Below are 20,259 nucleotides of genomic sequence, written 5' to 3'. Positions count from 1 at the left end.
TTTGCGTCTTCCCCTTGCGATGAAATCCTGTTCGATCAGCCGGTTATTGTGGTGATAAAGTGCTCATTCAGGTGGCTCACCCTTGTAGAAACGGGCGAAACCGTGTACTTTTTTGCCTTCGCAAGATTTGAATAACCAATCAATAGGAGCGTGTATGCGCATTGTTCTGTTGGGGGCTCCGGGCGCCGGCAAAGGTACCCAGGCTCAGTTCATCATGGAAAAACACGGTATTCCCCAGATCTCCACCGGCGACATGCTGCGTGCGGCGATCAAAGCGGGCACCGAGCTCGGTCTGAAAGCCAAAGCTGTGATGGACGCAGGTCAGCTGGTCTCTGACGACATCATCATCGGTCTGGTCAAAGAGCGCATCGCTCAGCCGGACTGCGCCAAAGGCTTCCTGTTGGACGGTTTCCCGCGCACCATTCCCCAGGCGCAAGCCATGAAGGACGCCGGTGTCGTGGTTGATTTCGTGCTGGAGTTCGATGTGCCGGACGAAGAGATCGTCAAGCGCATGAGCGGCCGTCGCGTTCACTCCGGCTCCGGCCGTACCTACCACGTGGTGTTCAACCCGCCGAAAGTGGAAGGCAAGGATGACGTGACCGGTGAAGATCTGGTGATCCGCGCCGACGACGAAGAGACCACAGTACGCAAGCGTCTGGATGTATATCATCAGCAGACCGCGCCGCTGATCGGTTTCTACGGCAAAGAGGCGGAAGCGGGCCACACCCGTTACGTCAAGATCGACGGCACCCAGCCGGTTGATCTGGTCAGCAAGCAGCTTGCCACCATTCTGGGCTGATCTTTGCTGCCGGCACTGTTTCCCGTGCCATCAGATAAATAAAGAGAAGGGCCCTGTCGGGCCCTTTTTGCATAATGACAGATAGACAGGAAGCCAACGTGACCACGAAAACCGGAATATTGCTGGTCAATCTGGGTACCCCAGCCGCACCGACCACCGCTGCCGTCAAAGCGTTCCTCAGCCAGTTCCTGCACGATCCCCGTGTGGTGGACCTGCCCCGTTACCTCTGGTGCCCGCTGCTCCACTTCATCATCTTGCCGACGCGCTCGCCCAAAGTGGCCAAGCTCTATCAGCAGGTGTGGACCGAGCAGGGCTCGCCGCTGATGGTGATAAGCAAGCAGCAGCGCGCCGCACTGGAGCAGGAGCTCAAGCGGGAGGGGGTCGATGTGCCGGTGGAGCTGGCGATGACCTATGGTTCCCCGTCAGTGAATGATGGCTGGCAGGCGCTCAAGGCCAAAGGGGTCAACCGGGTGATCCTGTTGCCGCTCTATCCGCAATATTCGGTCAGTACCACCGCCTCGGTCTTCGATGCCTGGGGCAAGGCGATGAAGAGAGAACGCAATCTGCCGGTGGTACGGCTCATTCGTGATTATCACGCCCATCCCGAATACATTCAGGCGCTGGCCATGAGCGTACGCCGTCACTGGGAGCAGCACGGTCAGGGTGGTCACCTGCTGATGTCGTTCCACGGTATTCCCGAGCGCTATGAGAACGAAGGGGACCCCTATGGTCACCAGTGTCGCCATACCGCCAGCTTGCTGGCCGAGGCGCTCGGGCTGGAGGCCGGGCAGTGGACGGCCAGCTTCCAATCCCGCTTTGGCAAGGAGGAGTGGCTCAAGCCTTACACCGACGTGACCATCGCCGGTATGCCTGCAGCGGGTATCAAGCGGCTCGATGTAATTTGTCCTGCCTTTGCCGCCGACTGCCTCGAAACCCTCGAGGAAATTCAGGTACAGAACCGGGATATCTTCATGGAGGCCGGTGGCGAGCGGTTTGAATATATTCCGGCCCTCAATAGCGATCAGGCCCACATCAGGATGATGGTCTCGCTCATCTGCCGCGAATTGGCATGAGTGACCGGCAGTCAGTCAAACAAGGAGTCGAGTCATGGTACATATCACGCTGATCTACGCAGGCCTGCTTGGACTGCTGTTTCTGGGGCTCTCCTTCTGGGTGGTCAGACGCCGCGCCCAGTTCGGGGTGATGATAGGGCAGGGGGAAGCCCCCGAGCTGCTGGCGGCGATCCGGGCTCACGGTAATTTTGCCGAGTATGTGCCGCTGACCCTGCTGCTGATGGCGCTGTGCGAGTTCTCCGGTGCCGGTGCGCTCTGGCTGCATGCCGGTGGCGCCATGCTGTTGGTCGGCCGCATCCTGCATGCCATCGGCATCCAGATCCCCAAAGCCCCCAATGTGCCCCGTTTTCTGGGCACCTTGCTGTTCTGGCTCGCCCTCGGCCTCTTCTCGCTGCTGGCACTGTTGCAGGGGATGGCGGCCGCCTGAAAACAGTCGCTTTTGTATGCTATGGAACCACCCCGGGCAGGGTGGTTTTTTTATGGTGAAAAGGCAAACGTTTTTCCTTGCAAGCCTTGTCTATACTGACTCCATTATTTAAACAGGGCGACTTTTCGGGGCGGCGGATTGTGTTAAAATCCCGCCCCTCTTTCCCCCAGAGCACAGAACATTGCCATGAAATTTCCCGGTCAGCGCAAGTCCAAACACTACTTCCCTGTCGACAGACGCGATCCCCTGGTTCCGCAAAATCCCCTGTTAACCGAGCTGGGCAAAGCCTACGTGGTCGGGATTGATCAGACCCTGGTTGATATCGAAGCCCATGTGGATGAAGACTTTCTGACCCGTTATGGTCTGAGCAAGGGACACTCCGTCGTCATCAATGACGACGTGGCCGAACGGATTTATGACGAGCTCAAGGCCAATAACATGGTGGTGAGCGAGTTTGCCGGTGGCACCATTGGCAACACGGTACACAACTACTCGGTACTGGCCGATTCCCACTCCATCCTGCTGGGTGTGATGAGTCAGGACATTCGCATCGGCTGCTACGCCTACCGTTATCTGTGCAACACCTCTTCCCGCGTCAATCTGGACTATCTGCAGCCGGTTGATGGCCCCATCGGCCGTTGCTTCACCTTCATTACCGAGTGCGGCGAGCGCAGCTTCGGCATCAACGCCGGCAAGATGAACCAGCTGGATGTGCAGCACATTCCGGAGGATGTGATTAAGGGGGCGTCAGCCCTGGTGATCACCGCCTATCTGGTGCGTGGTGACGATGGTGACCCGATGAAAGAGGCGGCCATGACCGCGGTGCGTTATGCCCGCGAGGCCGGTATTCCCGTGGTGCTGACCCTGGGCACCCGTTTCGTCATCGACGAAAACCCCCAGTGGTGGCGCGATTTCATTGCCGAGAACGTCACTGTGCTGGCGATGAACGAAGACGAAGGTGAAGCCCTGACCGGCATCGCAGATCCGCTGGGTGCTGCCGACAAGGCGCTCGACTGGGCCGACATGGTGCTCTGTACTGCTGGCCCCATCGGCCTTTACATGGCGAGTTATACCGATGAGGACTACAAGCGCGAGACCACCCATACCCTGTTGCCCGGCGTTATCCCCGAGTTCAACATGTATGAGTTCAGCCGCCCGATGGCCCGGGCCAAGTGCCGCAAACCGGCCCGTATCTACTCCCACATCTCCCCGTATATGGGTGGCCCGGAGAAGATCAAGAACACCAACGGGGCAGGGGATGGCGCCCTTTCCGCCGTGCTGCACGACATGGTGGCCAACTCCTATCACCGGATGAATGTGCCTAACTCCGCCAAGCACATCTCCGAGTTCCTGACCTACTCCTCACTGGCCCAGGTGTGCAAATACGCCAACCGCGTCAGCTACGAGGTGTTGGCCCAGAGCAGCCCCCGTCTCTCCCGCGGTTTGCCGGAGAAAGAGGACAGCCTGGAAGAGGTTTACTGGGAGCGTTGATCTCCTGAATCTGCAAGACGCCTCCATCGGGAGGCGTTTTTGCAGGCAAATATGAGTTATCCCGGCTTTTTTCCCGGAATAACCCCAATATGCTTGAGTCCATGTCACTTTTACGACACCATTTGGCCATCGTATTGTCGCCCGACAATGCCGCAGCACCCGAAAGAAAGAGAGAACCCCATGAGCATGCTTAACGACAACCTTGACGCCAATTTCCAACTGTTTATCGAACAAGTCCGCGAGTCGGGTCAGGTGTGGGGTCTGCGCTATGGGGAAGACTGGGTCGTCTGTCGCTCCGCCGAATTTGAAGATGCCGACGTGATGCCGCTCTGGTCTGCCGAAGAGGACGCCCGTCTGCACTGCGTCGACGAGTGGGCCGATTACGAGCCGGAAGTGATCGATCTGGAAGAGTTTCTCGATATCTGGATCAACGATCTGGATGAAGACGATGTACTGGTCGGCCCGAACTGGAACGCCGATCTGGAAGGTCAGGAGCTCGAACCCATCGAGCTGGCCAAGGCACTGGTTGAACTGGACGCCTGAAAGCGCCTCCATTGATGGCCTGAACGCACAGGCTATCGGGACAAAGACCGGCATCCGTGAGGGTGCCGGTCTTTTTTATGGTCGAATGGCCCGATTGATGAGTTAAAAGCCGATTTGCCTTTGCACCTGTCAGGGGGATGGTCCATCATCAACCTTTTGCCAAGGGAGGAGCGCCATGTTTGTATTCGACGTAACGGGAGCTGCGGGTGAGAAGGCCAGCATTCGGGTGCAGGCGCTGGATTGGGCGCAAGCCGGACCTGTGACCTTCCAATGCGATGATGATCAGCTGGCGGTCGTGCTCCTGAGCGGTTGTCGTTGCGATGCGGTGGGCTTTTTCAATCTGTTGGCGGGGTGCAAACCCCTCTATATCGAGCAGTGGCTCAGCTATCTGCAGGAGAGTGGTCGCATTGGCAAGTGGAGCCATCAGACCGAGAGTCCCGCCGATGGGGACTATCTGGCCAGAGCCGGTCTGGAGCACGATGAACTCAATACCCTGCTTGGCCAGGTCTATCAGGTGGCGGGGTTCAATCGCCTGCAAATCAACCGTTACCTCAAGAACCGCCACAACCCCACCACGCTGGCGACCCGTTACGATCAGAAAGAGCTGGAGCGCTATCGCCAGCTCAATGACATCATTCTGACCCTTTTGAAGCTGAAGCATCCTCAGTAAAGAGCCCCAGCTGGCTTATATCCGGTCGCAGCGGTTGCGGCCGGGCGATCAGATAGCCCTGCAAGCCATCCACGTACATCCCCTGCAGCAGCTGTTTCTGACCAAGCTGTTCTACCCCCTCTGCAATCACCTGACACCCCATCCGATGTGATACATCGACGATCATCCGCACGAACTGCTGGTTGGTCTGATCCTGCTCCAGCCCGGTGATCAGGGCAGGGTCCAGCTTGATATAGTCGGGCTTGAGCTCGCGAAACAGGGTAAAGGAGCCGATCCCCTTGCCGAAATTGGCGATGGCCGAGCGGCTGCCGTTGCGGCGCAGCAATTCAAACACCCGCTTGGCGCCTGTCAGGTTGCGTTCCAGATGCTCTTCATCCAGTTCGAACACCAGATTGGCGCTGGTATTGGGATCTTTGAGCAGCTGGCGGTCAAGCCAGATCAGGAAGGCGCTGTTTTGCAGCAGGTTGGGGGAGAGGTTGATTCCCCAGCGACTCTGGTTGGCACCAAAGGCCCGATACTGGCGCATGATGTGGGTAATGACCAGCTGCTCCAGCCGCATCACCATATCCAGCCGCTGGGCCATGGCAAACAGGGTGTCGGTGGGCAGGGCGGTGCCGTCATTGCCGCTGAAGCGGGTGTAGATCTCGTTGTAAGCCAGCATGCTACGGTGCAGGGGCTGGATCGGCTGGTAGGTAAAGCTGAGGCGCTCCTGCGCCAGCACTTCGGTCAGCACGTCGCGCCAGTGGTGTTGCCCCTGTAGCTCGGAGGCGCTGTCATCCTGCTGGATGGCCCAGCCGTTGATGGTTTCGGTCTGGGCGCGAGCCAGCGCCAGATCCGCTCTGGCCAGCACGGCTTCAATTTTCTGGCCGCTGCTGAGCTTGGTCAGACCCGAGTAACCGGTGCTTTCCAGCTCGTGCTGATCCTGATAGTGATCGAAGGCCACCTTCAAATCCTGCCCCAGCAGATGGGGAGGAATATTGGCCACCGGTTGCACCAGCACGGCGAAATCGGCCCCCGAAATGCGGTAGACCTGATTGCCCGGGAAGCGGCTTACCACCCGCTTGATAAGGGCTGCCATGTCCTTGATGTAGGCATCACCAGATTGGAAGCCGCGCTGGGCGTTGATCTTGCCAAGCTCGGTGGCACGGATCAGCACCAGGGTCGCGGTCTGGGTGTCCTGATCCCTCTGCAGCAACTCGGTCATGTCGCGGCGAAACGCGTGGCGGTTGAGTAGCTGGGTCAGCTCGTCGGTGGTGGCCAGATTGCTGAGCTCGGTCAGCTGGCGATGAGCGCTCTGCTCGGCACTTTCGAACTGCTCCAGCAGCTGTTGCAGCACCTCCCGGGAGGCGGGCTCATCGAGTTGTGAGGGATCCCGTCCCCTGATCGCCTTGACCCAGGTGAGCTCCTGATGCTGGAGCATGCCATCCATGGTGCGGATGGCCAGCATCAACAGCAGGATCATGCCAAGCAGTGTGGTGGCCAGGATAATGGCCAATGTGAGCGGTGTGCTCTGAAGGGCCAACCAAACTGCTTGCAGGAGCAGCAGGGGTATGGTCACTATGGTGGCGATCAGAAAGAGGGTACGTCCGAGCTTGTGAACCATCTTGTCATCCTTGAAGTGGCTGCTTTGTGGGGGAATTTTAACCAAGCTGGCGGAGCAAAGCATGCTATTCCTCGCAACTCGGTGAAAAGGGTCAATTGAGATCGGTTAAATGTGAGTGAAACCACTTTCACAGGTGCCGAAACAGGCGAAGATGAGTTGAAAATAGATCAAACAAGGCAGAGGTAAATCATGTTGTTAGAGCCCGAAAATAGTGCCAAAGCACGACAATTATTGAACCAGAGTATGGCACTGGTGCTGGCGGGTGGACGTGGTAGTCGCCTGAAGCAGTTGACTGACAACCGCGCCAAGCCTGCCGTCCATTTCGGTGGCAAATTCCGGATCATTGATTTTGTGCTCTCCAACTGTATCAACTCGGGGATCCGCCGCGTTGGTGTAGTCACCCAATACAAATCCCACAGCCTGCTGCGTCACCTGCAATCGGGCTGGTCCTTCCTGCGTTACCAGATGAACGAATTCATCGACCTGCTCCCTGCCCAGCAACGGGTGGACGAGGTGCACTGGTATCGCGGCACCGCCGATGCCATCTATCAGAACGTCGATATCATCCGTGACTACGGCCCCAAATACCTGGTGGTGCTGGCGGGGGATCACATCTACAAGATGGATTACGCTGCCATGTTGCTCGACCATGTGCGCCTCGGTGCCAAGGTGACGGTCGCTTGTATCGAGGTGCCGCGGGCAGAGGCATCCGCCTTCGGGATCATGGATATCGACGAGCAGCGCAAGATCCGCGCCTTCGTCGAAAAACCGGCCAATCCGCCCGCCATGCCGGGTTGTGAAGATCGCTCGCTGGCCTCCATGGGGATCTACATCTTCGAGGCGGAGTACCTCTACCAACTGCTGGAGGAGGATATTCACAATCAGGACTCCAAACACGACTTCGGGATGGACGTGATCCCCCGCATCGTGGAGGAGGGGATGGCCTTTGCTCACCCCTTCAACATGTCCTGTGTCGGGGCGCGCGAGGGGCAAAAGCCCTATTGGCGTGACGTGGGTACGCTGGACTCCTTCTGGGAAGCGAACATGGATCTCGCCTCCGTGCTGCCCGAGCTCGATATCTACGATCAGAACTGGCCCATCTGGACCAGCCAGACCCTGACGCCACCGGCCAAGTTTGTGCAGGACCGCAATGGTCAGCATGGCATGACCATCAACTCCATGTTCTCGGGCGGTACCATCGTCAGCGGGTCATTTGTGCTCAACTCGGTGCTCTTTACCAATGTGCGGGTGCACTCCTTCTGCACCCTGGACCAGGCCATCATCTTCCCCGGGGTAGAGATCGGCGCCGGTTGCCGTCTGCGCCGGGTGGTGGTGGACAAGGGATGTGTGCTGCCCGATGGGCTGGTGGTGGGCGAGAATGCCGATGAGGATAGCCGCCGCTTCTACCGCTCCGAGCAGGGAATTGTGCTGGTGACCAAGGAGATGCTGGACAAGCTGGTTTAAGGAAGGCCCTTGAAACTGTGTCAGACGCTGTAATGCAAAGGGAGCCAAGTTGGCTCCCTTTTTCATGCTGGTGAATGGCGAGGATTACTCGCTAACCACCGCTTTGGCGGCCATCACCATGGCGGTGCCGTGCTTGCCACCGGCGGCGGTCACCTGCGGTACGCCATCTTCGTCGGTATCGCTGCCGGCACCTTCGATGATGTTCTCGCCGGAGTCACCGATCCACTCGGCCATTTGCATGCCACCGTTGACGGTGCCACGGAACCAGCTGACGTACTGACCTGTCAGCTTGGCCAGCTCCAGCTCGGGCGCCTTCTCGGCCCCTTCGTTGCGCAGGTTCAGCATGGCTGAGCGCAGTGCGCCGGAGATGGCAGCCTGGGTCCAGGGAGTGTATTCACCCTGTTTACCCGCCAGCCAGGTGCCCGCCTTGGCATTGAAGTAGGCCTTGTCGGTGGCGATGAACAGCTCGCGGGCAGCGGTGCGGTACTTGGCATCGGAGGTAGCGAGGAAGGCGGCAGTCAGACCACGGATGGCGGCGAACTGTGCATCGATGGAGTGGCCGGCATCGAGCTTGCCACCTAGCGTGATGCCATCATGCACCAGACCATTTTTGCCCTTGAGGTTGGCAAGGATGAAATCGGCCTGTTTGCGGATCAAGTCGAGCGCCTCTTGACCCTGCTTGGTCTTGAGGTTCAGCTCGCCATTGTCACCGGCGGCGTAACCGACCGGCAGCGCATCCTGAGCGCGCTGGAAGATCTGCAGGGCGACCAGTGCGTAAGCGGCGTCAAAGGTGGTGACGTGCTTACCCTGTTTGCCTGCCTGCCAGCTGTCGACCAGGGTACCAGCCTTGGCATCAAAGTGCAGGGCAGCCAGGTTCTGGAAGGTGAGGTTGGAGAGATTGATCGCCAGCGAGAAGGCATCGCTGCCCGCGACCGCCTTGCCCAGGTCATTGGTCTTGTTGGCAGCCGGTGCGGCGGCAAACGGCGCACCGTCAAACACGGCGTGGAAGGCCGGGTTCTGGTTGGTGTTGGCGCTGCGCTGATCGCTGAAGGCATAGAACTCGGAGAGCGGCCACAGCATCATCCAGGCATCGCGCAGCTGGGCGGAACCATCCACCACCTCCAGCTTGCCGATGGCACCGGCATCGTTGTTGCTGGTTTCGGTCACTTTCACCTGATGGGGGAAGTAAATCACGCCCTTGGCCGGATCGTACTGCGGGGTGATTTTGGCGCCCAGTTGCTTGCCATCGAAGCCGAGCTGGTTCTGCATGATGGCCAGCTTGTCGATGGATTGCTCGGTCAGCATCATGCCGTTGAAGCCATCGGCGGCAGAGACGCCCAGCTTGTGCTTGCCATCCTGATCCATGGTGGCGGAGGCGGCTTCTACCTCTTCATCGGTCTCGGCCACGTGCATGCCGCCGAGGAAGTCTTGCGACCACATCACCTCTTTGAGCAGGATACCGCCCACGGCTGCGGGCACCAGCAGGTTGTCACTGCCACTCCAGCGCAGGGTGCTGTAGTCACGGAAGTAGGCGGGGACCTGGGTCTTGACGGTTTTCTCGGTCCCTTTGGCGGTCTTGATGGTGATCTGGTCGCCATTGACCGGGGTGGCGTTGACGGCCTGGGCAAACTCCGGATTGGCGGAGGCGTAGGGCAGGGAGAGGGGATACATGCCCTGCGGCACTTCATCAGCCGGGAAGCCAACGGCATCGGCCATGGCCAACACCCGTTGCCCCAGAGATGCCATGGTGCCGCCACGGGCCAGGTTTTGCGGCCCGTTCACCAGATGCGGGCCCATGCCGGATTGGTAGTTGAGGGCGTACATCGCCTCTTCGGAGTATTCGTAGGATTCGATGCCGGCAGCGAAGTCGAACGGGGTCGGCTCATCGGCACGGTTGGCATCCAGCACATCCAGATCCAGCCCCAGCGCTTCGGCCAGCGGCTCACCGGAGAGCTCGAATTCGGTATAGGCCAGCATGTTGGCGGCGGTATTGAATGTCTTGTCTTCGACTTTGACGGCAGCGTGTGCGGCGCCGCTGATCAGTGCGCAGGCAATCGCCTGAACCAGTACGGTTTTTCTCATGTCCCTTCTCACCATTGGTTTTATTATTGACGCTTCTCATAACGAATCTAAATGAGAATGGTCTGCATTATGCTGTGTTGCAGGGGACTTGAGAAGTAAAAAACCGCCCCATTCGGCTGCACGTTAAACCGGATGTGTGCTGTCGAAGAGGACGGTTATCTGTTTATTGCGATGAAAGTGCCGGTGCGACGGCGATCAGAGCAGCTTGAACGGGATGACCAGACGGCCCGGCTCTACCTTGAGGGCTTCTACCTTCTCCTTGATCCTGGCTTCGTTCTTGCGGCTGCTGTCGAGGCGGTAGACCGGCGTCTGCGACAGGAACAGGGAGAGCGACTGATTGAAGGTGGGCAGCAGCGGGGTGAGGGCGGCCCCGATATCGGCCGGCTCGGTCTTGACCGAGAACAGCTCAAGGTCGCGCAGATAGATGGCACCCTGATCGGCCACATAGTCCGGGCGTGCGCTCAGGGCAAATCGGATCTTCATCTGCTGGCTGCCAAGGGGGCTGCTCACCTGCAGGTCGCCAGCGGCGTCCAGCTCGATGCGATCTGCTTGTTTGCGGCCGATACGGCTCTGCATCTCATCCAGACGGATCTTGCTCGACATGATACCGGGGATCCCCAGCTGTTTTTCAAAAGAGACCTGATCCTTGAGGTACTGGTTGATTTCGGCCTCGCTGACGTTGTACTGGGTCAGGGTGCAGGCCCCCAGCAGCAGGGCGAGGGGGAGTAACAACAGCTGTTTCAACATGATGGATTCCGCTTGGGCAACTATGATGGCGCTATCTTACGCGATAACGGGCGTGGAATGAGAGCCTCATACCGTGGGAAGTCACGGAGTTGCTGCATTCCCGACTGTTTTTTGGCAACCGCCGGGTTCATCATCGACGGGTGAACGGAATAGGGCTGAGCTGTTGGCTGCGGGCGTAGGTCTACGCCTGAGCAGAGAGAAGAGAACAGAAAGCGAGAAGAGCACAGAGAACGAGGAGAGCGTAATGGTTCGGATGGGCAAGGTTGGCCGCAGGGCGCTGCTATGGCTTGGCTGCATGATGGGACTGTGGAGCCCGTTGCTGTGGGCCGAGGTGAAGGTGATCCCAGTCTTCGAGGCGCAGGCGGCGGTGCAGACCCTCAAGGAGATCTATCCCCAGCTTGGGGTCAGCGCCATGGGGAATCAGCTGGTGCTGAGCGGGACGCCAGCCCAGCTGCAGGAGGCCGAAGCCACGCTGGCGCAGATCAACCAGCCACCGCAAAGCCTGCTTATCGAGTGGCGGGTCGATGGTGCCGCCAGCGGTCAGCAACTGGGGGGCTCAATCAGTCGCGACGAGGCCAAGCGGCAGTGGCTGGTCGATGGCAACGCCCAGCAGTACCAGCGCAGCCAAAACGACAGCTGGCAGGTGCGCGGGCTGTCTGGCCGTCCCGTGCTGCTGCAGATGGGCTCCTATCAGCCGGTGACTTTCTACCAATGGAACGGGGGGGCAGTGGTGGGGATGATGCCGCTGGTGAACGGTCTCTATGCCACGGCCACCTTGATTGGCGATCGGGTGCAGATTGCGCTGAGCAGCGAACAGGCGAGGCTGGATCAGGGCACAATCAATCGTGGGCAGAGTGCCACCGAGGTGAGCGGGGCCCCGGGCCAGTGGCTGACGGTGGGAGAGCTTTCGACCAGCTCAGCGGATCAAGGAAGCAGCCTCGGGACCCAGCTACAGGGAGGGCGAGGCAGCCAGAGCGAGCGCCAGACCCTGCAGATCCGGGTCACTCGTCAATAGGTGTCAGCCCCGTTAGTGGGGCTGATCTGCGGCATATTCCCGTAGCTGGCGACTGCGCAGCAGATACCAGAGTGACCAGAGGCTGGCGACCAGCACCAGTGCGGTGGGCCAGCTGAACGACCACTTTTGCAGATTGAGGCTGTGCAACTGCATCAGCAGACCGCTGACGGCAGAGCAGAGCAGCAGCAGCGGGCTGTGGCGCCGGAGTCTGGCGCGAATGCTCTGGGTCTGCTGATAGGTGCCCCCGCAGGCGAGCAACGCCAGCATGGCGGGTACGTCGGTCAGCAGGCTGATGTAGAGGGTGATCTTGTCCGGATAAAAGAGGGTCAGGATCTCGCTGCCGCTCTCGCGGGTGACCCCTGCCATCAAAAAGAGCCAGACCGAGCGGGTCAGCAACAGGGCGATGGGCCAGAACCAGAGGGGCGGGCGCAACTGGCCGTGATCGTCATATCGGTGTTCGGGGTAGAGGGTCATGGTTGCCCGTTATCCACTTGAATTGAGTGATGGAGGGGATATGGGGCGACGAAGCGCCCTTTGCAAGGCGTTGGGTGTGGCGCAAATTAATCGGGGGGCCATGCCCCCCAATCCGTTTCTTCAGATATCGCAGCGCGCGTCTGCGGCGTTACAGCCAGCCTTTGCGCTTGAAGAAGAGGCCGGTGCCGAGCGATGACATCACCATCAGCACCAGTGACATGGGATAACCATACTCCCAGGCGAGCTCCGGCATGCGGCCGAAGTTCATGCCGTAGATACTGGCGATCAGGGTCGGCGGCAGGAAGATCACGGCGGCTACCGAGAAGATCTTGATCACCTTGTTCTGCTCCAGATTGGTCACCCCCATGGAGGCCTCCAGCTGGAAGTTGATCTTGTCGAACAGGAACTGGGTGTGGGGCAAGAGAGACTCCACGTCGTGCAGCATCTCGTCGATCCACTTGTTCTGCTCAAGGCTCATGCGCTGGCGCAGGCTGCGTTTGAGGAAACGCAGGGCGCGGCGGGTATCGTGCAGAGAGAGACGGATCTGGCCGTTGGCCTCTTCCTGTGCCATCAACTCTTTCAGCATGGGGTTGATCTGATCCGGCTCGAAGATCTGATCGGCGGTGTTTTCCAAGGTCTTGTAACCATCTTCGATAAGGTCGGAGAGGTACTCCACCTTGAGGTTTTGCACTTCCAGCAGGATGTCGAGGGCATCCTCCACCTCCAGCCGATCCTGGCGCATATAGTGGCGCAGCAGGCGCACCAGCCCGATGTCATCTTCGCGAATGCTGATCAGCAGGTTGTTGCGCAGGGTAAAGGAGACGTGGACACCCTTGGTGTCACGACCGATCCGCTGGGGAAACAGGGAGTGAATGTGCAGACCATCGGTATCCCAGTAAAAACGGGCGGATGCTTCGATGTCGTCGAGCTCTTCCTTGTCGGGGACCTCTTCCAGGAACAGGCCCGTCAACCATTCTCGCTCTGCCGTGTCCGGCTTGTAGGCATCCAGCCAGACCGTGTTGTCAGGTACTATGTCGTCAGGCCCGAGCGTGACTATGTCCAGCACCTTGTTGTTGAGAATGTAGGCGGTGATCATCTGTCCCCCCTTAAAAAGTCATGGGTAATCAGGGATGGTTGCACAGGTCATGCGGCCTTAGATCGCTGCAGAAGGCGATCCCGTGGATAAGCAGATCGGGCCGATGGAAAACCTGAATGCGGCGAACTATACAGGGGCGGGCCGCGCTTGTCAGGGGCTATTCATCAGGGATTCAGCCTGTTTGTTCAAAAAAGCAGCGAGGTCGGATCACCTGAGCGGCTATGCGGGGTAGAACCCAGCCTTTGGCTGGGGGAGGGCTAGCTGGGGCTGCTTGTTGCCGCTGCCCCGCTTCATCACATATTCGGATAATTGGGCCCGGAGCCCCCCTGTGGCGGCGTCCAGATAATGTTTTGACTGGGGTCCTTGATATCGCAGGTTTTGCAGTGGATGCAGTTGGCGGCGTTGATCTGCAGTTTGGCCGCGCCTTCCATTTCAAGCACTTCAAACACCCCTGCCGGGCAGTAGCGTTGGGCGGGTTCGGCCCAGGTGGGCAGATTGACCTCGACCGGAATGCGCTCGTCCTGCAGCTTGAGGTGGCAAGGCTGATCCTCGTCGTGACTGGTGTTGGCCAGATACACAGACGAGAGCTTGTCAAAGCTCAGTCTGCCATCGGGTTTGGGGTAATGGATGGGCTCGCAGCGGCTGGCCACGCGCAGCTGACGGTAGTCGTGAGCCTTATCGAGCAGTTTGAAGGGCGAGTTTGCGCCAAACAGCCGTTGCTCCAGCCAGTTGAAGGCACCGCCCAACCAGGGACCATAGCGGTGAAGCGCCGCGCCGAAGTTGCGCGCCGCCTTGAGTTCGCGGGCCAGCCAGCTCTGGTGCTGCTCGTCGCCATACTGGGCCAGATCCCGGCCCCCTTCATCGCCACCCTGCAGCGCCATCGCGACGGTTTTTGCCGCCAGCATCCCCGATTTCATGGCGGTGTGGATCCCCTTGATGCGGGAAAAGTCGAGGGTGCCCGCATCACAACCGATCAGCAGGCCGCCCGGGAAGTGCATGCGGGGCAGGGCGTGCCAGCCCCCCTTGGTGATGGCGCGGGCGCCATAGCTGATGCGCTCCCCATCTTGCAACACGCCAGCGATAAGCGGGTGATGCTTGAGGCGCTGGAATTCGTCAAACGGGCTGAGCCAGGGATTCTGGTAGTTGAGATCGACAATCAGCCCGACTGCCACCTGATCCCCCTCCATGTGATAGAGATAGAAGCCACCGTGGCTATTGCCGCCCCCCTGCTTGCCAAGGGGCCAGCCACTGCCGTGCAGCACCTGTCCCGCTTTGCCTTGGCCAGCAGGCAGTTGCCACAGCTCCTTGAAGCCGATGGCATAGTGCTGGGGCTGGGCAGGGCTTGCCAGGTTGAAGTCGGCGATCAGCTGCTTGCCGAGATGACCGCGGGCCCCTTCGGCAAAGAGGGTGTAGCGACCGAGCAGTGCCATGCCGGGCACATGATCTGCTTTCGGATTGCCCGCCCGATCCAGCCCCAGATCGCCGGTGATGACCCCCTTGACCCGGCCCGCCTCCATGATAAGTTCGCTGGCGGTAAACCCCGGGTATATTTCGACTCCCAGTTTTTCCGCCTGTTGGCCAAGCCAGCGGCAGAGATTGCCTAGGCTGACGATGTGACAGCCCTCATTGTGCATCCGGGGTGGCACCGCCCAGGCGGGGAGTTGCAGGGAGCGTTGCTCGCTTTGCAACAGATGAACCTGATCGTCGCTGACCGGCACGCCGAGCGGCGCTTGCTGCCAGCCATCCGGCAGCAGCTCTTGCAAGGCGACGGGATCAAACAGGGCGCCGGAGAGCAGATGGGCGCCAATTTCCGCCCCTTTCTCCAGCAGACAGACGGAGAGAGTGGCATCCTGCTGTTTCAGGGCGATGGCTGCACTGAGCCCCGCCGGACCGCCGCCGACGATGACGACATCAAATTCCATTGCTTCCCGTTCCATCTTGCCTCTGCGCTCTGGTTGGCCTAGGGTAATGCTGGTAGTTTACGTAAACGTAAAGCAGTTGTAAGCAAAACTGAGCAAGAAAAAGCAAAAAATCAGGGAAGAGCGTACTGTAACAAACGCAGAGGCACACTAATGAATTCAATCCAAAGAGACGAGGCATGACCCCATGAAGCTGCTGGTCGCAATCAAACGGGTAGTCGACTACAACGTCAAGATCCGGGTGAAGGGAGACGGCTCCGACGTGGAGCTCGCCAATGTGAAGATGGGGATCAACCCCTTTTGTGAAATTGCGGTGGAGGAGGGGGTCAGGTTGCGGGAAGCCGGGGTTGCCAGCGAACTGGTAGTGGTGACCTTCGGCCCTGACGCTGCCGCCGAGCAACTGCGCCATGGGCTGGCGCTGGGGGCGGATCGGGCGCTGCATTATGTCACCGATGAGACGCTCACCCCGCTGACTGTCGCCCGCGCCTTGCACAAGGTGTGTGAGCAGGAGCTGCCGGATCTGGTGCTGCTCGGCAAGCAATCCATCGATTCAGACAACAATCAGGTGGCCCAGATGCTGGCTGCCCTCAATGAGTGGCCGCTGGCGACCTGCGCGTCAGCCCTCAAGGTGGAAGCGGGGGAACTGCTGGTGACCCGCGAAATCGACGGTGGCCTCGAGACCCTGGGCATGCCGTTGCCTGCGGTGGTAAGCGCCGATCTGCGTTTGAATGAACCGCGTTTTGCCTCGCTGCCCAACATCATGAAGGCCAAGCGCAAGCCGCTTGATAGCGCTCCGTTCTCGACACTCGCCGTTGAGGTGGCCAACCAGACCCGTTTGCTCGGGGTGATGGCGCCGCCAGCCCGCAGCGCCGGGATCAAGGTGGGCTCGGTGGACGAGCTGGTGGACAAACTCAAACACGAAGCGAAGGTGCTGCCATGAGCGTGCTGATCATTGCCGAACATCATCAGGGTCATCTGGCCGACAGCGTGGCACAACTGGTCACCGCTGCCGTATCCATCGGCGGTCAGGTTGACCTGCTGTTGCTGGGTCAGGGGCTGACCGAGGCGAGTGAACAGGCGGCAGCTCTCGGTGGCGTCGACAAGGTGCTGCTTGCCGAACATCCCCGCTTGGCCGACGGGCTGCTGGATGGGGTGGACAAGCTGCTGGCCAGCTGGTGCGAAGGTTACAGCCACTGCCTGATGGCGGCGAGTGCCATGGGCAAGGCGTTGCTGCCACAGGTGGCGGCCCGGCTCGGGGTGGAGATGCTCTCCGAGGTGACGGCTATCGAGAGCAGCGATACCTTCTTGCGCCCCATCTATGCGGGCAATGCCATTGCCAGAGTGGCAAGCTCGGCGCCCGTCAAAGTGATGACAGTGCGGGCCACTGCGTTTGCCAAGGCGGCGACGGGCGGACAGGCTCTCATCGAGCACTTGGCCGTGCCCGAATTCGCTGGCCGTACCCGGCTGGTCGAGCGCCGCGCGGTGCGCTCCAGCAGGCCCGAACTGACCGCCGCTCGGGTCGTGGTCTCCGGTGGTCGGGCGCTGGGCTCAAAGGCGCAGTTTGCTCTGATTGAGGCGCTGGCCGACAAGCTGGGCGGCGCGGTGGGGGCATCGCGGGCCGCCGTTGATGCGGGATATGTCGCCAACGATCTGCAGGTGGGGCAGACCGGCAAGGTGGTGGCGCCCGAGCTCTATATCGCGGTCGGTATTTCGGGCGCCATCCAGCATCTGGCGGGGATGAAGGAGTCGAAGGTGATTGTGGCCATCAACAAGGACAGCGATGCCCCCATCTTTCAGGTGGCGGACTACGGGCTGGTGGGGGATCTCTTCACTCTGCTGCCGGAGCTCACCGCCAAACTGTAAATTTGTCAGAAATGGCTGAGCTGTGGTCGTTTATGCGCTCTGCCCGCCATTTCTGTGCATGTTCCCTGCAAGCCCTGACCCGTTCAGGGCTTTTTCTACTGCAAGGGGGATGCAGAGTGACGGTAAAAGGTTGAGCCAGCTCCCAAAAAGCCTTTGATCCGCTGGCTGCTCTTGTGTAAAACCTGACAAGTCATCGATTACTCTCATCCACTCACGGAAAGCGTCATGAGCAAACAGATTTACAACTTCTGCGCCGGCCCCGCCATGCTGCCGGTTGAAGTCATGGAGCGCGCCCAGCGCGAATTTTGTAATTTTCAGGGGCTGGGAGCCTCGGTCATGGAGCTTTCCCATCGCGGCAAGCCCTACATGGCGGTTGCCGAGAAGGCTGAAGCGGATCTGCGCGAGCTGCTGGCGGTACCGGACAACTACAAGGTGCTCTTCATGCACGGCGGCGGCCGCGGTCAGTTCTCCGCCGTGCCCATGAACCTGCTGGGCGGGGCCAACAAGAAAGCGGACTTTCTGCTGACCGGTGTCTGGTCCCAGAGCGCGGTGGATGAAGCCAAAAAGTATGGCGATATCCAGACCTTCCAGGGGGTTGCCAAGAACGAGCAGGGGAGCTCTCACCTGCTGCCGACGCCGGCGTTTCGCACCGATGCGGCCTATGTTCACTACTGCCCGAACGAAACCATTGACGGCATCGAGATGTTCGACATCCCGGCCACCGGCGAGGTGCCGCTGGTGGCAGATCTCTCTTCCACCATTCTCTCCCGTCCTCTCGACGTGAGCCGCTTCGGCATCATCTATGCTGGCGCTCAGAAAAATATCGGGCCGTCCGGGCTCGCCATCGCCATCGTGCGCGATGATCTGCTGGATCAAGCGAGAGCCGATGTCCCCTCGATTTTTGACTACAAGCTCACCGCCAAGAACGACTCCATGTTCAACACCCCGCCCACCTACGCCTGGTATCTGGCCGGTCTGGTGTTCGAGTGGCTGAAAGAACAGGGTGGCCTCGAGGCGATGGAAGCGCGCAACAAGGAGAAGGCCGACTTCCTCTATGACTATCTCGATCAGTCGAGCTTCTATGGCAATCAGGTGGATGTCAGCTGCCGTTCGCGGATGAACATCCCGTTCCAGCTGAAAAATGCCGAGCTGGACAAGCAGTTCCTGGCCGAATCGGAAGCCGCTGGCCTGCTGGCCCTCAAAGGACACCGCATTGTCGGTGGCATGCGTGCCAGCATCTACAACGCCATGCCGCTGGAGGGAGTGAAGGCCTTGGTGAGCTTTATGGATGGCTTTGCCAAGCGCCACGGCTGAGAAGAGAGTACTCACATGCTTGCTGGCGGCCTCTCGTAACAACTCGTGAGCCGCTTCCAGCTATTGCAGTGATTCAAGACGCCGGGGATACCCCGGCGTCTTTTTTTCAACAGAACCAGCGCGCTGGCGTTTGCCGTGCGATTTCCCCTGAAAGTGCCCTTGCCGAGCGGGACGCAGGCTGTTAACGTCCGGACAGGCGTTTATTTTTGAGATAGCACAGGAAGTCTATGAATTCGTTGCGTTTGGAACCCATTTCTCGTGTGGCCGGTGAGGTCAATCTGCCCGGCTCCAAGAGTGTCTCTAACCGTGCGCTGCTGTTGGCGGCGCTGGCTCGTGGCACCACCCGTCTGACCAACCTGCTCGACAGCGATGACATTCGTCATATGCTGGCTGCGCTGACCCAGCTCGGGGTCAAGTACAAGCTCTCTGCCGACAAGACCGAGTGTACCGTGCAGGGTCTGGGTCGCAGCTTCGCGGTGAAAGAGCCGGTCAATCTGTTCCTCGGCAACGCCGGTACCGCCATGCGACCGCTCTGCGCCGCCCTGTGCCTAGGCTCCGGTGAATACACCCTGGGCGGTGAGCCGCGCATGGAAGAGCGTCCCATCGGCCATCTGGTGGATGCCCTGCGTGAAGCGGGTGCCCATATCCAGTACCTGAAACACGATGGTTATCCGCCGCTGGTGGTGGATGCCAAGGGGCTGTGGGGCGGCGATGTGCATGTCGACGGCTCCGTCTCCAGCCAGTTCCTGACCGCGTTTTTGATGGCGGCGCCGATGGCGGCCGGTGATACCCGGATCCACATCAAGGGGGAGCTGGTCTCCAAGCCTTACATCGACATCACTCTGCACATCATGAAGCAGTTCGGGGTGGTCATCGAGCACGACAACTACAAGCTGTTCTACATCAAGGGCAACCAGACCTACATCAGCCCGGGTGACTTTCTGGTGGAAGGTGATGCCTCCAGCGCCTCCTACTTCCTCGCGGCGGGTGCCATCAAGGGCAAGGTACGGGTCACCGGTATCGGCAAGCACAGCATTCAGGGTGATATCCACTTCGCCGACGTGCTGGAGAAGATGGGCGCGCGCATCACCTGGGGCGATGATTTTATCGAGGCGGAGCAGGCGCCGCTGCACGGAGTGGATATGGACATGAACCATATTCCCGATGCGGCCATGACCATCGCCGTAGCGGCGCTGTTTGCCGAGGGGCCGACCTCCATTCGCAATATCTACAACTGGCGGGTGAAGGAGACCGATCGTCTGCACGCCATGGCGACCGAGCTGCGCAAGCTGGGCGTCGAAGTGGAGGAGGGGCATGACTTTATCACCGTGACCCCACCGACCCAGCTTAAGCATGCCGATATCGATACCTACAACGATCACCGTATCGCCATGTGCTTCTCGCTGGTGGCGTTGTCGGATACCCCGGTCACCATCAATGATCCCAAGTGCACCTCGAAGACCTTCCCGGATTACTTCGACAAGCTGGCCAGTATCAGCCAGCGTGGCTGATCACTGACAAACCAGTCATCACCGACGCTTCGGGCCCGCGCTGAGCGGGCCTTTTTGCCTTCCTCATCCGCACTTTCATTTCGCCTAGCATTATTTCAATAACTTGCAAGATTGATATATAAAATAGTTTTGTAATTGCTGTAATTTCCTATTTACACATGCGCGGTC

At 59.5% G+C, this 20,259-nt stretch carries 18 protein-coding genes; 12 read left to right on the top strand and 6 right to left on the bottom strand.

Going from position 1 to position 20,259, the window contains the following annotated elements:
* Nucleotides 1–154: 154 nt before the first annotated feature.
* The 6 genes from adk (at nt 155) to ACTG2B_RS12030 (ending at nt 5,003) form a co-directional block, all read left to right on the top strand.
* On the top strand, nt 155–799 hold the full coding sequence (gene adk / locus ACTG2B_RS12055; protein ID WP_005337083.1) for an adenylate kinase: 645 nt from the start codon (nt 155–157) through the stop codon (nt 797–799).
* Nucleotides 800–897: 98 nt separating this feature from the next.
* A complete protein-coding gene (hemH, locus tag ACTG2B_RS12050; protein WP_439988558.1) occupies nt 898–1,872 on the top strand; it encodes a ferrochelatase in 975 nt (324 codons plus the stop codon).
* A 34-nt stretch (nt 1,873–1,906) separates the two neighbouring features.
* Nucleotides 1,907–2,299: an MAPEG family protein gene (locus ACTG2B_RS12045; protein WP_005337081.1), complete on the top strand. Its 393-nt coding sequence runs from the start codon at nt 1,907–1,909 to the stop codon at nt 2,297–2,299.
* 186 nt (nt 2,300–2,485) lie between these two features.
* Nucleotides 2,486–3,790, top strand: a complete 1,305-nt coding sequence (locus ACTG2B_RS12040; protein ID WP_005337079.1) for an inosine/guanosine kinase — start codon at nt 2,486–2,488, stop codon at nt 3,788–3,790.
* Nucleotides 3,791–3,970: 180 nt separating this feature from the next.
* A complete protein-coding gene (locus tag ACTG2B_RS12035; protein WP_005337077.1) occupies nt 3,971–4,333 on the top strand; it encodes a DUF2750 domain-containing protein in 363 nt (120 codons plus the stop codon).
* A gap of 175 nt (nt 4,334–4,508) precedes the next feature.
* Nucleotides 4,509–5,003: a hypothetical protein gene (locus ACTG2B_RS12030; protein ID WP_042055706.1), complete on the top strand. Its 495-nt coding sequence runs from the start codon at nt 4,509–4,511 to the stop codon at nt 5,001–5,003.
* On the opposite strand, the gene ACTG2B_RS12025 is transcribed toward ACTG2B_RS12030, so the two are convergent.
* Nucleotides 4,966–6,606: an EAL domain-containing protein gene (locus tag ACTG2B_RS12025; protein ID WP_088869175.1), complete on the bottom strand. Its 1,641-nt coding sequence runs from the start codon at nt 6,604–6,606 to the stop codon at nt 4,966–4,968. The genes ACTG2B_RS12030 and ACTG2B_RS12025 overlap by 38 nt on opposite strands.
* A 189-nt stretch (nt 6,607–6,795) precedes the next feature.
* Between ACTG2B_RS12025 and glgC the strand changes: the two genes are divergently transcribed.
* Complete coding sequence (gene glgC, locus ACTG2B_RS12020; protein ID WP_005337070.1) at nt 6,796–8,070, top strand: glucose-1-phosphate adenylyltransferase; 1,275 nt, start codon at nt 6,796–6,798, stop codon at nt 8,068–8,070.
* An 84-nt stretch (nt 8,071–8,154) separates the two neighbouring features.
* On the opposite strand, the gene ACTG2B_RS12015 is transcribed toward glgC, so the two are convergent.
* Nucleotides 8,155–10,152 (bottom strand): hypothetical protein, encoded by a 1,998-nt coding sequence (locus ACTG2B_RS12015; RefSeq protein ID WP_194496281.1) that lies wholly within the window; start codon nt 10,150–10,152, stop codon nt 8,155–8,157.
* 195 nt (nt 10,153–10,347) lie between these two features.
* The gene (locus tag ACTG2B_RS12010; RefSeq protein ID WP_439995925.1) at nt 10,348–10,899 is read right to left on the bottom strand and encodes a lipoprotein; all 552 of its coding nucleotides are present in this window, start codon (nt 10,897–10,899) and stop codon (nt 10,348–10,350) included.
* A gap of 295 nt (nt 10,900–11,194) precedes the next feature.
* Here ACTG2B_RS12010 and ACTG2B_RS12005 point away from each other — a divergent pair, with 295 nt between their 5' ends.
* The gene (locus ACTG2B_RS12005; RefSeq protein WP_429200516.1) at nt 11,195–11,914 is read left to right on the top strand and encodes a hypothetical protein; all 720 of its coding nucleotides are present in this window, start codon (nt 11,195–11,197) and stop codon (nt 11,912–11,914) included.
* Between the two features lie 12 nt (nt 11,915–11,926).
* On the opposite strand, the gene ACTG2B_RS12000 is transcribed toward ACTG2B_RS12005, so the two are convergent.
* The 3 genes from ACTG2B_RS12000 to ACTG2B_RS11990 all read right to left on the bottom strand — a co-directional run bounded on the left by ACTG2B_RS12000 (nt 11,927) and on the right by ACTG2B_RS11990 (nt 15,421).
* Nucleotides 11,927–12,388: a DUF2919 domain-containing protein gene (locus ACTG2B_RS12000; RefSeq protein ID WP_042657897.1), complete on the bottom strand. Its 462-nt coding sequence runs from the start codon at nt 12,386–12,388 to the stop codon at nt 11,927–11,929.
* A gap of 148 nt (nt 12,389–12,536) precedes the next feature.
* On the bottom strand, nt 12,537–13,484 hold the full coding sequence (gene corA, locus ACTG2B_RS11995; protein ID WP_005337059.1) for a magnesium/cobalt transporter CorA: 948 nt from the start codon (nt 13,482–13,484) through the stop codon (nt 12,537–12,539).
* A gap of 293 nt (nt 13,485–13,777) precedes the next feature.
* Nucleotides 13,778–15,421, bottom strand: coding sequence for an electron transfer flavoprotein-ubiquinone oxidoreductase (locus ACTG2B_RS11990; protein ID WP_323968643.1), 1,644 nt, complete (start codon nt 15,419–15,421; stop codon nt 13,778–13,780).
* Between the two features lie 169 nt (nt 15,422–15,590).
* Between ACTG2B_RS11990 and ACTG2B_RS11985 the strand changes: the two genes are divergently transcribed.
* From ACTG2B_RS11985 to aroA, 4 genes are all read left to right on the top strand, one after another.
* Nucleotides 15,591–16,343 (top strand): electron transfer flavoprotein subunit beta/FixA family protein, encoded by a 753-nt coding sequence (locus ACTG2B_RS11985; RefSeq protein WP_158113140.1) that lies wholly within the window; start codon nt 15,591–15,593, stop codon nt 16,341–16,343.
* Nucleotides 16,340–17,266, top strand: a complete 927-nt coding sequence (locus ACTG2B_RS11980) for an electron transfer flavoprotein subunit alpha/FixB family protein (protein ID WP_335813117.1) — start codon at nt 16,340–16,342, stop codon at nt 17,264–17,266. Before ACTG2B_RS11985 ends, ACTG2B_RS11980 begins: the two co-directional genes overlap by 4 nt.
* Before the next feature lie 225 nt (nt 17,267–17,491).
* Nucleotides 17,492–18,580 carry a 3-phosphoserine/phosphohydroxythreonine transaminase gene (gene serC, locus ACTG2B_RS11975; protein ID WP_263717087.1) on the top strand — a complete coding sequence of 363 codons (1,089 nt, stop codon included), beginning with the start codon at nt 17,492–17,494 and terminating at the stop codon, nt 18,578–18,580.
* 227 nt (nt 18,581–18,807) lie between these two features.
* Nucleotides 18,808–20,091, top strand: coding sequence for a 3-phosphoshikimate 1-carboxyvinyltransferase (gene aroA / locus ACTG2B_RS11970; RefSeq protein ID WP_159158784.1), 1,284 nt, complete (start codon nt 18,808–18,810; stop codon nt 20,089–20,091).
* Nucleotides 20,092–20,259 lie beyond the last annotated feature (168 nt).

The sequence above is a fragment of the Aeromonas sp. 30P genome, assembly GCF_051919805.1.
Classification (GTDB): Bacteria; Pseudomonadota; Gammaproteobacteria; order Enterobacterales; family Aeromonadaceae; genus Aeromonas; species Aeromonas veronii.
Note: the sequence above shows the minus strand (reverse complement) of the source record. Positions and strands in the feature narration are given on the sequence as shown.

What these genes read in the sequence shown, in the direction of transcription:
- ACTG2B_RS12035 (WP_005337077.1), top strand. Translation starts at nt 3,971, where the DNA reads ATGAGCATGCTTAACGACAACCTTGACGCCAATTTCCAACTGTTTATC.
- glgC (WP_005337070.1), top strand. Translation starts at nt 6,796, where the DNA reads ATGTTGTTAGAGCCCGAAAATAGTGCCAAAGCACGACAATTATTGAAC.
- ACTG2B_RS12000 (WP_042657897.1), bottom strand. Translation starts at nt 12,388, where the DNA reads ATGACCCTCTACCCCGAACACCGATATGACGATCACGGCCAGTTGCGC.
- ACTG2B_RS11985 (WP_158113140.1), top strand. Translation starts at nt 15,591, where the DNA reads ATGAAGCTGCTGGTCGCAATCAAACGGGTAGTCGACTACAACGTCAAG.
- ACTG2B_RS12040 (WP_005337079.1), top strand. Translation starts at nt 2,486, where the DNA reads ATGAAATTTCCCGGTCAGCGCAAGTCCAAACACTACTTCCCTGTCGAC.
- ACTG2B_RS12010 (WP_439995925.1), bottom strand. Translation starts at nt 10,899, where the DNA reads ATGTTGAAACAGCTGTTGTTACTCCCCCTCGCCCTGCTGCTGGGGGCC.
- ACTG2B_RS11980 (WP_335813117.1), top strand. Translation starts at nt 16,340, where the DNA reads ATGAGCGTGCTGATCATTGCCGAACATCATCAGGGTCATCTGGCCGAC.
- ACTG2B_RS12030 (WP_042055706.1), top strand. Translation starts at nt 4,509, where the DNA reads ATGTTTGTATTCGACGTAACGGGAGCTGCGGGTGAGAAGGCCAGCATT.
- adk (WP_005337083.1), top strand. Translation starts at nt 155, where the DNA reads ATGCGCATTGTTCTGTTGGGGGCTCCGGGCGCCGGCAAAGGTACCCAG.
- ACTG2B_RS12015 (WP_194496281.1), bottom strand. Translation starts at nt 10,152, where the DNA reads ATGAGAAAAACCGTACTGGTTCAGGCGATTGCCTGCGCACTGATCAGC.
- serC (WP_263717087.1), top strand. Translation starts at nt 17,492, where the DNA reads ATGAGCAAACAGATTTACAACTTCTGCGCCGGCCCCGCCATGCTGCCG.
- ACTG2B_RS11990 (WP_323968643.1), bottom strand. Translation starts at nt 15,421, where the DNA reads ATGGAACGGGAAGCAATGGAATTTGATGTCGTCATCGTCGGCGGCGGT.
- ACTG2B_RS12005 (WP_429200516.1), top strand. Translation starts at nt 11,195, where the DNA reads ATGATGGGACTGTGGAGCCCGTTGCTGTGGGCCGAGGTGAAGGTGATC.
- ACTG2B_RS12025 (WP_088869175.1), bottom strand. Translation starts at nt 6,606, where the DNA reads ATGGTTCACAAGCTCGGACGTACCCTCTTTCTGATCGCCACCATAGTG.
- aroA (WP_159158784.1), top strand. Translation starts at nt 18,808, where the DNA reads ATGAATTCGTTGCGTTTGGAACCCATTTCTCGTGTGGCCGGTGAGGTC.
- corA (WP_005337059.1), bottom strand. Translation starts at nt 13,484, where the DNA reads ATGATCACCGCCTACATTCTCAACAACAAGGTGCTGGACATAGTCACG.
- ACTG2B_RS12045 (WP_005337081.1), top strand. Translation starts at nt 1,907, where the DNA reads ATGGTACATATCACGCTGATCTACGCAGGCCTGCTTGGACTGCTGTTT.